This is a genomic window from Bacillus sp. AFS041924, from assembly GCF_002577195.1.
Taxonomy (GTDB): Bacteria; Bacillota; Bacilli; order Bacillales; family Bacillaceae_G; genus Gottfriedia.
Genome location: NZ_NULG01000094.1, coordinates 46,060 through 62,866 on the forward strand (window position 1 = coordinate 46,060; position 16,807 = coordinate 62,866).

Annotated in this window: 14 protein-coding genes; 2 read left to right on the plus strand and 12 right to left on the minus strand. The window is 33.4% G+C overall.

Annotation, left to right across the window (positions count from 1 at the left end; genetic code table 11):
• Positions 1-85: 85 nt before the first annotated feature.
• The 10 genes from COC46_RS16770 to COC46_RS16815 all read right to left on the minus strand — a co-directional run bounded on the left by COC46_RS16770 (position 86) and on the right by COC46_RS16815 (position 13,085).
• Complete coding sequence (locus COC46_RS16770) at positions 86-3,427, minus strand: GH36-type glycosyl hydrolase domain-containing protein (protein WP_098811062.1); 3,342 nt, start codon at positions 3,425-3,427, stop codon at positions 86-88.
• Between the two features lie 61 nt (positions 3,428-3,488).
• Complete coding sequence (locus tag COC46_RS16775; protein ID WP_098811063.1) at positions 3,489-5,639, minus strand: glycoside hydrolase family 3 N-terminal domain-containing protein; 2,151 nt, start codon at positions 5,637-5,639, stop codon at positions 3,489-3,491.
• 279 nt (positions 5,640-5,918) lie between these two features.
• Entirely contained in the window at positions 5,919-6,947 is a 1,029-nt protein-coding gene (locus COC46_RS16780; protein WP_098811090.1) for a Gfo/Idh/MocA family protein, read from the minus strand.
• A gap of 40 nt (positions 6,948-6,987) precedes the next feature.
• The gene (locus COC46_RS16785; RefSeq protein ID WP_098811064.1) at positions 6,988-7,956 is read right to left on the minus strand and encodes a sugar phosphate isomerase/epimerase family protein; all 969 of its coding nucleotides are present in this window, start codon (positions 7,954-7,956) and stop codon (positions 6,988-6,990) included.
• Positions 7,957-7,973: 17 nt separating this feature from the next.
• On the minus strand, positions 7,974-8,696 hold the full coding sequence (locus COC46_RS16790; RefSeq protein ID WP_098811065.1) for a ThuA domain-containing protein: 723 nt from the start codon (positions 8,694-8,696) through the stop codon (positions 7,974-7,976).
• Between the two features lie 44 nt (positions 8,697-8,740).
• A complete protein-coding gene (locus COC46_RS16795) occupies positions 8,741-9,487 on the minus strand; it encodes a sugar phosphate isomerase/epimerase family protein (protein WP_098811066.1) in 747 nt (248 codons plus the stop codon).
• A 21-nt stretch (positions 9,488-9,508) separates the two neighbouring features.
• The gene (locus COC46_RS16800) at positions 9,509-10,585 is read right to left on the minus strand and encodes a Gfo/Idh/MocA family protein (protein WP_098811067.1); all 1,077 of its coding nucleotides are present in this window, start codon (positions 10,583-10,585) and stop codon (positions 9,509-9,511) included.
• Positions 10,586-10,661: 76 nt separating this feature from the next.
• The gene (locus tag COC46_RS16805; RefSeq protein ID WP_098811068.1) at positions 10,662-11,525 is read right to left on the minus strand and encodes an AraC family transcriptional regulator; all 864 of its coding nucleotides are present in this window, start codon (positions 11,523-11,525) and stop codon (positions 10,662-10,664) included.
• Between the two features lie 190 nt (positions 11,526-11,715).
• Positions 11,716-12,090: a DnaJ family domain-containing protein gene (locus COC46_RS16810; RefSeq protein ID WP_098811069.1), complete on the minus strand. Its 375-nt coding sequence runs from the start codon at positions 12,088-12,090 to the stop codon at positions 11,716-11,718.
• A gap of 215 nt (positions 12,091-12,305) precedes the next feature.
• Entirely contained in the window at positions 12,306-13,085 is a 780-nt protein-coding gene (locus tag COC46_RS16815) for a HipA family kinase (RefSeq protein WP_098811070.1), read from the minus strand.
• 525 nt (positions 13,086-13,610) lie between these two features.
• Between COC46_RS16815 and COC46_RS16820 the strand changes: the two genes are divergently transcribed.
• Positions 13,611-14,393, plus strand: a complete 783-nt coding sequence (locus COC46_RS16820; protein WP_098811071.1) for a hypothetical protein — start codon at positions 13,611-13,613, stop codon at positions 14,391-14,393.
• 181 nt (positions 14,394-14,574) lie between these two features.
• Here the strand turns inward: COC46_RS16820 and COC46_RS16825 are convergent, their stop codons facing one another.
• Both COC46_RS16825 and COC46_RS16830 read right to left on the minus strand, forming a co-directional pair.
• Positions 14,575-15,006, minus strand: a complete 432-nt coding sequence (locus COC46_RS16825) for a hypothetical protein (protein WP_098811072.1) — start codon at positions 15,004-15,006, stop codon at positions 14,575-14,577.
• Positions 15,003-15,209: a helix-turn-helix transcriptional regulator gene (locus tag COC46_RS16830; protein ID WP_098811073.1), complete on the minus strand. Its 207-nt coding sequence runs from the start codon at positions 15,207-15,209 to the stop codon at positions 15,003-15,005. The genes COC46_RS16825 and COC46_RS16830 overlap by 4 nt, the downstream gene beginning before the upstream one ends.
• 385 nt (positions 15,210-15,594) lie before the next feature.
• Between COC46_RS16830 and COC46_RS16835 the strand changes: the two genes are divergently transcribed.
• Positions 15,595-16,530 (plus strand): endonuclease/exonuclease/phosphatase family protein, encoded by a 936-nt coding sequence (locus COC46_RS16835; RefSeq protein WP_255294945.1) that lies wholly within the window; start codon positions 15,595-15,597, stop codon positions 16,528-16,530.
• Positions 16,531-16,807 lie beyond the last annotated feature (277 nt).

Genomic DNA, 16,807 nt, shown 5'->3' on the forward strand with positions numbered 1-16,807 from the left:
GATATTGTATTTTCTTCCTTTAAGCCTGAGCTCAAAAAAATCGGATAATTGACAACTGTACACGCTGTCTATTATCCGATTTAAATTACATATAAATATCGATAATGTTGATACCATCATGTAAATTGTGAATTATATCATCCACCTGAATGACAAATCCACCTTCTCGGTATCGATTTCCCTTTCTTTCAAAATCTACTAACTTACTATTTACTAATACCTTCTTCTCAACATGACCCTTTAGATGATATATAAATGTAATTTTATAGTCATCTATTACAAATTCAAAATGCAAACCATTTAATTCCTTAGGAAGAACTGGATCAATCACTAAATTTTTTTCAAAAAGGCGAATACCTAAACTATTAGATATTAGTTGATTTAAATAGATTCCAGGTCCGCTTGAATAAATTCTCCATCCACCTTTTACAGCGACTTTACCATTTTTTAATCTAGTAAATTGTTCTTGGGCTTCATAACGATTATTAAATTTACCATCTGAGCTACTAAAATAAGTATTACTTTGACGGTACTCAGCATTCGGAACTACGTCTTTAAGATTAATAGGATTGATAACAGAAAGCGCATGCCATACTTCATTTTCTTTTCCCAATTTTGCCATGGCCTCGATGAATCGGATGTGAGCATGAACATATTGTAATCCAATTTCTCGTCCGAAGTTTGATGCTTGCTCGGCACGTTTAAAGTTTTTACTCACACCACCTGTATAAGTTGCAGGTTTATTCATAAGTCGGACACCATCAGGATGCTGTAAATGTTCCTTAATGATTTCATAATGATAATTTGCTTCTTCTAATGTAAATAATTCTGCAATCATACTGCGCGTCATTGGTAATAATCGATATTGGATGCCAGTTTTTTGATCTGATGGATGAATCATCATCTCTGCTAAATTTGGATCCTCTAAATAAATAAAACCTGGAGTCACATCAGTATTTAAAATATACTTTTTGAAGTCTGATGCGATTCCATTTACTAAATGAGTAATCTCTTCAAACTCTATTTCATCAATCTCTTTTATAACAGATGCAAATTGTTTTAATGTTTGGTACGTAAGTGCGACAGTCCAACTACTTACCATATATTTTTTTAATTGGGCATTTGATGGTTGTAGCGTATCATCCCAATCTCCATCCCCGTATGAGGATAGGAAGGTATCATGTAGGAAATTATCTTTTATATAATTTATTTCTTTCCTAACATGTTTTAGTAAGCTACTTTTTCTTTCAGTTAACTTAAATGTATCCCTTTCGGTAAATGAAATTTCTTCTTCTAAAATACTAAAATCCTTCGTAGTTAGTAGATAATCACTCAATGCTTTTAATGGCCAAACGATAATATCCCCGTGGCTTTCACCAGCTTGAATACTGAAATATTTATCAAACATAAACCATTGTGGCCAATTTCCATCGTCTTCATATTGATGAGAGAATACAGTCAGTAAGATATTTCTTACTATTTCATATTTACCTGTTGCCATAAAAAATTCTGTAGGACCTTGACAAACATCTCTGGTCCCCCAGGCAGCACCACCATATTGTTCTAGGCCATGTGGTACTAGATAGTGAATAAGCATATTGTGAGTATACCACCAAGTTAATGTGTTTAATTTTCCTAATTCTGATGGAATATTGTTGTTTAAAGTAAGTTTAAAGCCATTCATTACATTTTGATAGAAATTTCGGTACTTACTAATCTCCGCTTCTAGTTTTCGATCAGCTTGAATAAATTCTCCACCATTTATATGACCTTGAATTGTTATCGTAAATTCGTTCGACTCTTCCAAATCTAGTACAACTAATGAAGCTGATAATGGCGCTGCACCATTGATTAGGCTGCTTTCATCAGTTACTACCATTTTTGCACCTTTAAGATCCATATGGTAACAAAGATTTGGATAAGTATTCGCTACAAAACAAGATTCGTCTGTATAAAACGATAATAATTGCCCTTCTTGTTTCATTTCAAATGGGACTTCATATTCATTTCCGTTCATTAGTATTTGATTTGTTACAATAAATCGATATTTCTTTCCACTTGTAGCTTGTATATGTAAACGAATTTCGGGCAGGTCTGTTGTAGTGAAGTTTGAGATAATAAATAACTCATCATCCGTTTTATAGTACCAACGTGCATAATTAAAACCCATTTCATACATTGATGGCATTGTAAGTAGATGGTATTTATGATCAATTTCAACATAAATACGTTGTCCAGACGTTTTCATTACATTTAAACTATTTCTCGCATTTGACATCATTTTATTCATTGATGTATTACCTACTACAACTTGCGCATTAAATAATCCATACATATAGGAAGTTGATGTGATAATTTCTTCATTAATTTTTAAATTTTCACCACTTAAAATGATATGACCATGTGATCTTTCAACTAATCTTTCTTTTTCCTTTAATACGACGTGCTCATGAGTACCTGTAAAAAACGATAATAATGTTTCACCATCTAATTCTTCATGAAATCGGTCTGGAAAGTATTGATCTATCTCTTCTTTTTTCATTGATAATGTTTGAAGTGGAGTACCTAGCTTTGGATTCTTCCTTAATTTCTCAACTTCTTCGAATTCAATCGAATTTTCAACTTGATTCCAAGCCTTATTGATTTCAGTCTCATATTCTAGTTTTGTAATAGAAGATTCATGATTTTCCTTTGATAATCCATAAAATACTATATTCTCTTTTTTATTTAATAGCATTTTCTCAGATTGCAATGCAATATAAGCGAATTCATATTGATATACTTCATTTGCAAGTGTTTCTTTAAATAAAACTTCAGGTAAGTCAGTTTCCTTATATGATAATCCAAAAAATTGATATCCATCAGTAGAGAAACTACTAACTTTAGAGAGTGAGCCCAATTGCAAGTATGGGAACTGACCATCTTGTGGCTGGTTTTGCCTTGAACATACAACATAACCCTTATCTTCATTCTCAAATACTGTGTGGTCTATATACTGACTGACGTAAGCTTCATTCGATTGAATCATTCCTCGATTAGCAAGGCCAACATCTTGACCATAAATAACATCAAACTCAACTTGTGGTCCTTCAAAGGATAAATCCCAAAACCAAATTGATTGATCTGTTAATGTGAAAGTAACTGTATAGTCAATATTTGCTACTTTTCCTTCCCAAATAACTTGGGTTTTGGAAAATTTAACTGTACTTTCCGATTGAATTCCTAATAATGGATATGCTTTTATACCTTCTTGCGTATAAAGTCGCAAATATAAATTACTAATTGCTCCATCAATTGGGTTTGCTCGAAGTTGATTAATCATCGTTGTGCCATTTGTCAGTTCATACAAATCACCTGAGTTTAAAAAAGACGCTGTCGTTTGTCCACAATTCAAATGATATTTTTCTTTATTTTTCAAATTAAGCATGCTGGATCCTCCTCTATTTAGAGCTTATCACTCATATTATTAGTACTTAGATTGTCGTTTCTTATTTAATTAATTGAAATTTTGCTTTAGATACATCTACACTGTTTGTTCCAACATATATTTCGAACATACCTTTATCACTTTCAAATTCTAAATTTGAATGATAATAACGTAATTGTTCTTCCTTTAAAATAAAAGTGACTTTCTTTGTTTCGCCTGGTTCCAAGCTTACTTTCTGGAAGTCTTTTAATTCTTTGACAGGTCGAACAACATCACCAGAAAGATCACGAACATATAGTTGTACAGTCTCATCACCTGTATATTTTCCTGTGTTCTTTACATTGATAGAAATTTCTATTGGATTTGTTGTCGTCATTCTTTCGGATGATAGGTTCATCTCGCTATAGGAAAAATTTGTATAGCTTAAACCAAAGCCAAAAGGTAAGAGCGGTTCATTCGGAATATCCAAATACTTTGAAACATAATGGTCAGGACTAAATTCATTAAATGGGCGTCCTGTATTGAATGAATTGTAATAGATTGGAATTTGACCGACTGAATACGGGAAAGACATTGTCAGTTTGCCAGAAGGGTTGACTTCACCGAAAAGAATATTTGAAACTGCAGCAGCCCCTTCAGTTCCTGGAAACCATGCTTCTAATACAGCATCCGCTTCATCTAACACCCCATGTAAATCTAGTGGACGACCATTAAATAAAACAACTACTAATGGTTTATTTAATTTCTTAATATTCGAAATTAATTCTAACTGAGCTTTTGGCAATTGAATGTCAGCTCGGCAACAAGCTTCTCCACTCATCCAAGCGTATTCACCTACTGCTAACACAACTACATTGGCGTTTTCAGCGACTTTTATCGCTTCTGTAATTTGCTCTTTCGTAATTTCTTCAATATCACTACCTTTTGCAACAGTTAGATTTGGAGCTTTTACCTTCATTGCATCGTATAAATGCACTGTATTTTCTACTTGCCCCTTCCATGACCAAGCACCCAACAAATCACCACTTTGAGCCAATGGACCAATTAATGCAATTTTTTGACTAGGCTCAAGAGGTAGGACATTTTCATTTTTTAGTAAAACGCAAGATTTTTCTGCTAGTTTTCTAGAGACCATCCTATGCTCTTCTGAAAGCACTATTTCATTCTCTTTTTGAACATCAGCACCACGGTAAGGGTTTTCAAATAATCCTAGCTTAGATTTTAGATTTAATATTCGAAGTACAGCCTCATCAATTAAAGCTTCCTTTACTTCTCCATTTTCTACTAATTTTTTTAATTCATGAACATAACAAGGAGTCATCATTTCTAAATCTACTCCAGCATTAATTGCCTTTAAAGCTGCTTCTGCTTCATCTTCAGCAATGCCATGAGGGATCATTTCTTTCACAGAACCCCAGTCAGAGATTAGTACTCCGTCAAAACCCCATTCGTTACGGAGTACATCTCTCATCAACCATTTATTCCCTGTAGCTGGGATTCCGTCAATTGTATTAAAGGACGTCATCACCATCTCACAGCCTTCATCTAACGCTGCTTTATAAGCTGGAAGATAAGATTCTCGAAGTTGACGTTCAGACATATTTACCGTGTTATAATCACGTCCACCTTCAGGAGCACCATATGCTGCAAAATGCTTAACGCACGCTGCTACTCTTTCCAAATCATTCTTTAAGTCCTTTCCTTGGAAACCACGTACAAAAGCTTTTGCAAATAAACTATTTAAATGTGGATCTTCTCCAGTAGTTTCTAATACGCGGCCCCATCTTGGATCGCGAACTAAATCAACCATTGGAGCAAAAGTAACATGAACACCTGATACTGAAGCTTCCCTGGCAGCAACCTCTGCACTTTTTTCTGCCAATTCTGTGTCCCATGAGCATCCAATTGCTAATGGAATTGGAAAAATAGTTTTATATCCGTGTACAACATCTGCCATAAAAACTAAAGGAATACCATGGCGATTGTTTTTTAAGTACTCTTTCTGAATTTTAATTACATCCTCTGCTCCAGATACACCTAATACTGAGCCACTATTATTAATTACATTTTCACTAATACCCATCTCTGCGAATGGACCAGTAATTTCACCTGCTAATCCATAATAGAAATTTCCTGCTAATTGCATTAATTGTGATATTTTTTCATCTAAAGTCATTTCTTCAATGATGGAGTTCATCTGACCAATGTCCATTGTTTTTTCCTCCCCATAATTCGATTTAGTCAATTAAAATAGCATAAAAATACTTATCGAAACGTTTCACCTGATTATATTTAAAATTATATGCGTTTTCATAATGAGGGTCAACCAATTTTATTTAATAAAATTAAATACTTCTACTATTTCAAAATAGTCATTGATTACTTTAAGATAAAATAAAAAAAGTAAACAACGCGGAACATTACGCTCCACGTCATTTACTTTTTTTAAAGTTTAATTATTAAATTATTGGGGATAATTTAATCGGTTTGTTCATAAATAAATTCTTTCTTTTTTCTTACCTGACTCGTATACAGCACAAATCATTTTTTGAGTTTTCATAGCTTCTTCACCAGTAATATGAATCTCGCATTTATTTTCTAATGATTCATAGAAATTATTAATCTGTTTAACGTGACTCACGCCCCAATACCCTTTTGCACCATTTCCGTAATCAAAAGTTTCATTCGGGTTGTTATCAGCAATAAACTCCCTGCCATCATTTAACGATACAATTCCACGGTCAGCGATCATTTTAGCCATTCCATTTTCACAATGAAGCTCAATTGTAACAGGTGCATCATAAGAATAATAGTTGATTGTATGGAATGCAGTAACTACACCACTTCTATACTTAATAATACCTTCTGCACAGTCCTCGACTTCAATGATTTCATGTGCTCTATTACTAATTGTTGCGTCAACATATTCAATTTCATCATCGACAAACCATCGCATTAAATCCATCGTATGAATTGCTTGATCGATGACTACACCGCCACCTTCTTTTTCCCATGTCCCTTTCCAATCACTAGTCAGATAGTAATCATCAGAACGATCCCATGTAACTGAAAGTTTTCCGGATTTTATTTTACCTAAAGTACCATTTCGTAACATTTCTTTAATCAAAACTGATCCTGGATTATACCTGTTTTGAAAAATAACACCTAATGCTACACCATTATTTTTAGCCGTCTCTACCATTTCTTGTGCATCAGAATAATGGATCGATATTGGTTTTTCAGTAAGAACATGTATTTTTAGTTTCGCCGCTTCGATTGCAACAGGTGCATGTAAATAATGGGGTAAACAAATATGAATTACGTCCAAGTTTTCTTTCTCAAACAGTTCATGATAATTCGTATAATATGCACAGTTGAATTGTTCAGCTTTCTCTTTTGCTCGTTCTTCCTTACTATCACAAACCGCTACCAATTCTACATTTTCTCTTATATACGCAGGTTGGGCATGCATTAAGAAAATATTTCCACAACCAATAATCGCAACTCTTAATTTCCTCATTTTTTCACCAACTTTATTTGGATTGGTTCGCAACCTTTTTTCAAGTCCACCACATTTGTGATGGTTCTTCATTTATTAAAACTGTCTGCAAATTTTTAACGGCACGTGAAAATCCTTCTTCAATTGACATGATTGGATCTTCATGCTCAATACTAACGACATAATCATATCCAAAGGTGCGTAGTGCACTCATCATATCTGACCATTCTTTTAAACCATGTCCGCAGCCAACAGAACGGAATGTCCATGCTCTAGTTTGAACATCACCATAAGGTTGCATATCAGTTAATCCATACATATTTACATTATCCTGGTCGATATAAGTATCTTTTGCATGGAAATGATGGATCGCATTTTCTTTACCTAGAATTTTAATAGCCGCTACAGGGTCAATCCCTTGCCACCAAAGATGACTTGGATCTAAGTTTGCGCCGATCGCGTCACTTGTTTCTTTTCGTAGCTTTAATAAAGTATATGGTGTATGAACTAAAAATCCTCCATGTAGCTCTAACCCAATTTTTACTTGATGGTTTTCAGCAAATTTACCCATTTCTTTCCAATAAGGTATTAGCTTTTCTTCCCATTGCCAGTTAAGTACATCTCTATATTCGTTTGGCCAAGCAGTTACTGGCCAACTAGGGAATTTCGCTTCTTCATGGTCACCACTTGTTCCAGAAAAGCAATTTACAACTGGAACTTCTAATAGCGAAGCCAGTTTAATTGTTTTAGCAAGAACATCATGAGATTCCTTCGCAAACTCTTTATCAGGTGAAAGTGGATTTCCATGACAACTAAACGCACTAATCATTAATCCGCGTTTTTCAACTTTCTCAATATATTCTTTTCTCAGTTGCTCACTCTCTAGTAAATCATCTAACGGACAATGAGCGTTTCCAGGGTAACAACCAGTCCCAATTTCAATAGCCTTTAATCCGGAGTCTGCAACTTTATCAAGCATTTCTTCAAACGATTTTTCTGCAAATAATACGGTGAATACTCCTAATTTCATAGTTTATTCGCTCCAATCTATTTATCTGTTAATGCCTCAATTGGCTCTTTATGTCCATACGAAGGATAATTTCTTTTCGATTTATTCGCCCAACTGACTGCATTAATGATGATTTTTTGGACATCCTTATGATGATAAGTTGGATAGGTTTCATGACCAGGTCTGAAATAAAAGATTTTCCCGTTTCCTCTTTTAAATGTACATCCACTTCTAAATACTTCCCCACCTTTAAACCAACTAACTAGTACTAGCTCGTCTGGTGTTGGTATATCAAAATGTTCACCGTACATTTCTTCTTGATCAATCTCGATATATTCACCAATACCAACTACTATTGGATGAGACGGATCAACAACCCATAGTCTTTCAGTTTCAGCTGCTTCACGCCATTTTAAATCGCAGCTAGTTCCCATTAACTTTTTGAAAACCTTTGAAAAATGCCCAGAATGAAGAACAATTAATCCCATGCCTTGCAATACTTTTTCATAAACCTTTTGAACGATTTGATCCTCTACATCATTATGAGCGATATGCCCCCACCAAATTAATACATCGGTATTTTCTAACACTTCGTCTGTCAAACCATGTTCAGGTTGCTCCAATGTAGCTGTTAATGTATCATAGCCTGCTTCTTCTAAAAAACTCGCAATTGTAGAGTGTATACCGCTTGGATAAACACTTTTTACAACTGGATTAATTTGTTCGTGTCTATTTTCATTCCAAACCGTTACTTTTACCATGTGACTCACCCATCTCGATAATTTTTAAGTATTTTACTAGATACTTAAGTATCAGCTAAAATCTTCTTTAAGTTATTCAATCCAATTTCAACGCTTACCAATTGCGGTTTCGTAAAGGCTTCTTGCTCAACAATTAACCATTCAATTGAATTTTGTTTTGCTTGTTTCACAATGCCTTTAATATTCATAATCCCATTTCCTACTTCAGTACTTTCCTCTTTGGATTGGGCCATATCCTTCACATGAATTAATGGAGTTCTTCCTTTATATTTACTCATATATTCAACGGCATCGACACCCGCAAATTCTAACCAGTAAGTATCCAGTTCTACTTTTAATAGATTAGCTGGAACTGCGTTTAATAGACGATCTAGAATATATTCATTCTCTACAGGAACTAGTTCATGAGCGTGATTGTGATACACTAAAGATAATCCTGCTTCTGATAGTTTCTTTCCAGATTGTTGTAAATGTTCTGTAAATTCCTTCCATTCTTCTAAACTATTAAAACTTGCCCATGGACAGACTATATATTTGTTTCCTAATTCTTTTTCGAATGCAATTACATCATCAATATGATGAATTATCTGATCTGCACTTACATGAGCTCCTGCAGACTTTAATCCTAATTGATTTAAAACAGCCTTGATTTCCGAAGCGCTTTTCCCGTAGTAACCTGCGAACTCAACACCGTCATATCCCATTTTTGCTACCTTTTCTAATGTACCGAAAAAGTCTATTTCTGCTTCCTCTTTTACACTCCATAATTGAAGGGCAATTGGTAGTGACATTTATTCCAACTCCAATGCTAATTAGTTAAAGAATACTGGTTTCTTTGATTTTGAAGATTCGTAGATTGCTTCTAAAATTTGAGTTACAACTAATGCTTGCTCTGGTTTAACTAACGGTTCAGTATCATTAATAATACTGTCAATCCATTGTCTAGCTTCAAGCACTTCAGCAGTATCTGATGCACCCTCATAAAAGGCTACGCCACCCGTATGAATATCAACTTTTTTATCGTATAGTCGTCCATACGCTTCTCCATTAATTCGAAGCCCATCTCTCATATCAGCTCCACCTTCAGTACCACAAAGTGTAGTTTGTGCTTCACCAACTTCAAGTGTGTTTAATGCCCAGCTTGATTCAAGGATAACGGTTGCACCATTTTCCATCGTAATAAATCCAAAAGCAGAGTCTTCTACTTTAAATTCATTCGGATCCCATGGTCCAAACGCGTTTGAAGCATTTTCTTTATGCGATAATTCATGGTAAACGTTTCCAACAACAAATTTAGGTTTATAATTATCCATTAACCATAACGTTAAATCTAACGCATGCGTACCAATATCAATTAATGGACCGCCACCTTGTTCTTCTTCATTTAAAAATACTCCCCAAGTTGGAACTGCGCGTCTTCTAATCGCATGAGCTTTCGCAAAATAAACTTCACCTAATTCATTATTTTTACAAACTTCACTTAAATATTGTGAATCGTTTCGAAAACGATTTTGATAACCAATTGTTAATTTTTTCCCAGTACGTTTAGAAGCTTCTACCATTTCCATTGCTTCCGCTGATGTTTTTGCCATCGGCTTTTCACACATTACGTGTTTACCTGCTTCTAAAGAATCAACTGTAATAAATGAATGGGATTTATTTGGCGTACAAACATGTATGACATCAATGGATGCATCTTCTAATAATTCCTTATAATCTGTATATGTCTTTGCTTCTTCAGCCCCAAATTGTTTTTTCGCTTTAATCGCACGTTCTTCAATAATGTCACAAAATGCTACCATTTCTACATTATCTAATGCTGCTAAGCTTGGCATATGTTTACCATTTGCTATACCGCCACAACCGATAATTCCTACTTTTAATTTCATTATGAAACCCTCCAGAAATGTTATTTACATCTCCAGTTTATAGAAACATTTCCTTCTAGTCTTCCTTGTACCTTGCCTAAAACTTCTCAAATATTGTCTTTTTTTTATATTGGGTTGGAGATAAACCAACTTCATTTTTAAATAACCTATTAAAAGTCTTCACATTAATGAACCCAACATTATATGCAATTTCTGTAATCGGTAGATCCTCATTAAATAAATACCATTGAGCCTTTGTAATTCTATATTGGTTTACAAAATGACAAAATGTTGAACCTGTGTATTTTTTAAAAAACTTTGCAAAATAAGAGTTTGTAAATCCTATGTAATTTGCAACATCATTTAATGTAATATCATTCATATAATTTTCTTCTATATAATGAAATATTTTTTCTAATTTTAGAAGACTAGCCTTTCTATTCGGGTAGTTAAGTTTATGGTTTTCTGTATGAGGTAGATCCCGAAAAATTAATAGTAAAATATCGTATAATCTAGCTCTGATCGCCAATTCGAAGCCTTCTTTTTTATTGATAAATTCATTTTCAAGTTCTTTAAGATATGTAATCATTTTTTGTTTAACTTCTTCGTTCCAAAGTACACTATATTTTTGAATACGATTAAATAATTCAATTAACTCCAAATCATGTTTCTTCAAAAACTGTACGTCTTCGAAAATAGTAAAATCAAATTGCACGACCATTCTCATACTATTTGGGGAAGATAAAAAGTAATGAATATCACCACTATTAATGATATAAAATTCACCTTCTTCTAAATGAAGTAATTCATCATTCACACCAATCTTTAAAATACCTTTCTGCACGTAAATGATTTCTACCTCTTTATGCCAATGATGCCCTACTAAAGTAGCACCGTCATTTGAAAATAAACAAAATGGAAAATTTCGATCTAATCTCCTAATTTCAAGTGTGGCGCCCATTCCAATTCCCCCTGACAAACTATTAATTCGTTGTATTTTCTTTTACATTAACACTAAACAAAGATTTTTTCATAGATTTATCATTACTAAAATCCACATAAAGATTTTTAGGAAGAAAAATAAAAAGATGTCTATACTGTCAGATTAGTATAAACATCAAATTAGAGAATTCGTTCATCCTTTCACAATCTTATTGCCAAAAAATCAATTGTTTCTCTATATTATCCTTATTAATATAATTTTTTTGCATTGAAAAAGGACAACTTAAGTTATATTTTTTAATTTCTTCATTCACTTCAGATAACATTTTTGCGATGTCTTTACTATTAGTTTCTGTATTTACTTTCATTAAAATGGTTTCTAGCTTTTGATAAATTTTCTTTTGTTGAACTACCCAATCTGGTTTGTACCCTGATTTCTTAATAACTGTTGTTAATAGATCATCTTCAAGGAGCTCTTTTGGTAATGGTTTACCTAATCCAGGTAAATCGTCAAATCCACCTTCTTTTTCATGACGTTTAACAATTTCACTTAACCAATCTACATATTTTCCATTATTCGTCATCTTTTTAGCCACCTTTTCGGTATGTCCTTTACTAATAAATTCGTTACTTTTTAACTATTTCCTTTCTTTATCTTATGCAGTTTTAAGTAAGATTATAATTTCATACAAATTATGAACTTTCTTTCATTAAAGACTTCGTAAAAAATTTGTAATTAATTATTTTAAACGTTTGGTTATAGAAAGTGAAAGTCGATTCAAAATACAAATATTTTAATTCAATTTTTAGTTGAAATATTTTTTACAAATGAATTCACTGAATCCGCTAGAGTTTTTTTTCGTTCTATAAGATATCTAAAAAGTGCTTCTTTGTCTTCAAGTGAAACATCCCAGTCCACCGGAATATCCCGAATCACTTCTTTGATTGACGTTTCTGGCAATGACAAGATTTGTTCAATATAATATGAAATGACTTTTAAGTCTTCGAGCATGCCTACTGTCCAAATATGAACGACTGAATTCTTTTTAAACTTTTTGAGCTTTTGAAGAGTTTCTGCATTCCATTTGTAACCTCCTGGAAAACATTTTCCATGATCAATCATATGAATTTCATATTGGCCACCTGGAAGTTGTTCTAAAAGAATATTGCTTTTTGTGCGGTCAGCACCATGCACCCAAAAATCGAATACTAGTATTCCAGCCAAATCAAGGGAATTTTTCACTTCCTTTATACCCGGATGAGGAGGTCTTTTCGCAAGGCCAGTACAATTATCAATATAAAGGCTAGCAAACTGGTTCCCTGGTTTATAATCTGAAGAAAATTTTTGCGGTATTAGCTGAATTTGCTCTTTGGACATATTTACAATTTCAAATGGCACAACAGGTAAAGACAGCAATTGTCCTAATCTAGCAACTACGTATTCGTTAACGAGCTCTCTTGTTCCATGGAAATTATTTTTACATTTAACTGCATAACGATTACCATCATTAAACGAAAATAAATGTGCAGCTTTTCCTGATAGCGTTTCCAAATATTTTTCTGGTACGATCGATGTCATGACTCATTCTCCTTTTCAAGTAATACATTTTATGATATTCAATAGTAGTAGATTATTCTTGGACAAAAAAATGAATGAGGAGAAATTTCAGAAGTGGAATTATACGATTCTTGTTCAATAACAGATAAGTTCTTTTTTCAACTAACGTATCATTGGTTGAACAGCCCTTAAGCTGCTACGGTAGCTTTTTTCAATTTCAAGTAAATGGCAAATTTATTAAATATGAACCTTTTAAAAAAGTATTTTAAATTCCAAGATATGGTAAAATTGATATGATAGGAAGTTTTAAATAGGAAAAAGATGAAATTGAAACGATTTTTATGATCAAAGGCACTCGTTCTTATTTACTTCAAAATGGACCCATTCTTATACTTTATAAGCATAGGTAATGACGATCATTTTGGATCCATATTCAATTATCTTTCACTATTGTTATGTGCTTTCTCTTATTATCTTGCATATATATTTTTATTAAAAATTTCTATTTCAAACCTTCTTTAAAATGAATAAGTTTCGGAGGTATAAATGGGTAAACATATTGATTATTATAAGGAAAAGTTATTTAGACTTTTTGGATTAACGCCTAAAAATGTAGGATGGACTTCATATGCTACGTTAACGATTCAACCAGAATCTAAAGTTGACTTAGAACATCTTAGTTTCGAAAATATGGAATGGCTAGAACTTTGTGAAAATCTTGAACTAGACGGAGATTATAATGAGGTCAGCATGGATTTTAGAATTAGAAAATTTATATCTAGTAAAAACCATGAGCCTCACTTTTCATTAATAACAGAATTTTATTTAATGTTAGGTAGGCAATTTGAAAACGGAGAAATTTCCGTTTTTGTTAATAAAAAGTTGGATAAAAAGCTGATATCAGAAGTTATTTTACATTTTAATAATTGTAGAGTTGTATATGAAAATGATTTACCGACTGAAGTAAGATTATCTAATCCTAAAAAGGTGTCTTTAAATGAGATTCATAAACGAGGGATAAATCCTATTATTAGCGATCTTTATGGTAAGATTAGTGAAATTGAATCAGAATGGAGTCCATCGTTATGTTACAAGCTTGTTCCGGAGAAAATAGTAAAATACGAAGATCAAGATTTTGATCTAGTATTCGAATATCTAATTAGAACAAAAAAAGATAAAAACCTATTATCATTTTCCTGGGTAAGTCTAGTTTTAGATGAATCTTTAAAAGATTCCGTAGCGATTAGATATTTTACTCACAAATGTAAGAATGTGTATTTATGGGTAAATAGAGAGAAAAAGATTACAACGATTCAATTAGAAATGTAAGTAAAAGAGTCACATATAAACCCTTTCTATTTGTATTAGACATATTTGTCTTGTTTGGAAAAGTGATTGTGAGAAAAACGCTTGGTACCAATTTTTCAAGTCGAAATTGTCCTCCATATTAGCTGACCTTCTCAAAAATGGCTAAAAAAGGAGAAACCTGACGATTACTCCTAAAGAAGGATCACATCTCTCTATAATACTTTAAACGGTAATAACTGTTATATCCAAGGAAAAACATATATGCAATAACTAATAGCAACAACATTATTAAATCTATACCCATCAAGGCAAATGCAAAAATTAAGGCTCCAAGTACAAAAACCATCATGTCGTACGCTTTCGCCTTTGCTTGATTAGCGATTGCTAAATTACGCTCATCTTTTTTGTCAATCTCTAGCTGCTTTGCTGCGACAGGATTATTCTTCATTGCGAAACGGTTCATTATTTCCCCAATACCGTGACCAAAAATACTACAGCCAAGGCCAACACAAATATAAGGAAACACTCGCAGCAAACCTTGTGGATTTTCATATGATTTGATGAAGTATATACCTCCTGCTAGTAGTACTAAGGCTACTACGGTAAGATAATAAATCGAATTAGTTTTTTTCATCTACTTTCATCCTCCTCATAAATAAAGATTTCTTCGATACTCATACCAAAAAAACGAGCAATCTTGAACGCTAAAAGGATAGATGGGTTATAACGCCCGTTTTCTAGTGAACCGATCGTTTGCCTTGACACTTCAAGAGCTGTTGCTAATTCCTCTTGCTTAATACCGCGTTGCTTGCGGATTTCTTCTAAACGGTTTAGCAACGTGTTCCCCCCTTTTGTTATGGAAAGTTAACTTTCCGTATAGTAAGCTTATCGTGCAACAATAGTAATGTCAAGCGTACTTTCCATTTTTGGGGGAGCTGCTAAATTCCATAAGAATTGAATTTATCATTCGTCTAGCTTTTATTCGACTTTCATTAATAATAACCAATCTGTTTTTTGTTAATTAATAATGTATTAAGTTATAACTCTATTGAACGATCGCAAACGTTAGTTGAAGATTAAAAAGGCTGTTCTATAGCTTTTTTATTTTGCATTCTAGTAGAATCCTTCAATAATTAAATATAGTTACCCTAGTGATATGCCGTTACAAGATGGAGACTTGTCTCATCATATATTAGTATATTTGAAAAGAGAGGTGAATTTTTTGAGTACTAAAGTTTCATTTTTAACGTGGAATATTTATAGAGGGGCTGACATAGCACCATTGATACCAGTGGCGACACCAGACGAGGTAACACAAGTGTTTCGTCAATTTCTTGCTACTAATTTTCCTGATAGAGCAAAAGCAATTGCAAGAGAGATTGCATCAAAAAAACCTGACCTAATCGGTCTGCAAGAAGCGGAAAAGTGGACACTTAAAATTCCTAATTTTCCAGTTGTTACTTATGACCTTATTGAAATACTCCTTGATGAGTTAAAAGAAAGAGGACTACACTATGAAGTAGCAGCTCTTATTAAAAATCGGGTTGAAAATTTTCAAAATCTCCCGGACAGCAACGGAAATATGATAAGTTTTTTGAATCGAAATGCCATATTGATTCGAAAAGACCATGAACTTAAGGTAATTAAACGAAAAGCAGCTCATTTCCAAAATACTTTTGATGGATTTCCTCGTGGCTGGTGTTCTGTCGATGTGAAAGTGGACAAGCATGTTTTTAGAATGATCACCACCCATTTGGAGCCACTTGATCTTCAGACTAGAATACTTCAGGCACAGGAATTAGTTAGTGGTCCAGCCAATACCAATCTCCCAGTGATTATTTCAGGTGACTTAAACTCCCCGCCTAATATCCCGCCTTTCGACATACCATATAACACTCTGATCGCTGCTGGATTCCTTGATGCATGGCTCGAGGCAGTTGGGGTTGATGGATTTACTTGTTGTCAGGGACCTGATCTTTTAAATGCAGTATCTAGCTTAATATTAAGAATTGACTATATCTTGTTTAAAAATGGTTGGAAAATAATTGACGCAGAATTAGTAGGAGAAGAACAGAATGACAGATCAAGAACGGGTCTATGGCCGTCCGACCACGCAGGAGTATTTGCTAGTTTAAAGTTAAAACATCACTCCAGCTAACAAAGAAAGACGTGACGAGAGTAGCGACTAATTTTTGAAAGTAGATCATCATTTTTAAAGTAACATGTACGATTTTGGTAAAAGAAGTTCCTTAACATTGAATTTCTTAACTCAACTAACTAATCCGATAGAACAAAAAGAAGAGTTGCTTTGAGCATCTCTATTTTACTGCAACAACATGGCAGTTTGTTGCAGTAAGATAACATATAATTAAATTTATAATAGGTGCTGGAACTATGAATTTAAAAGAAAAATTAATATTATTTTAATGTCTAGT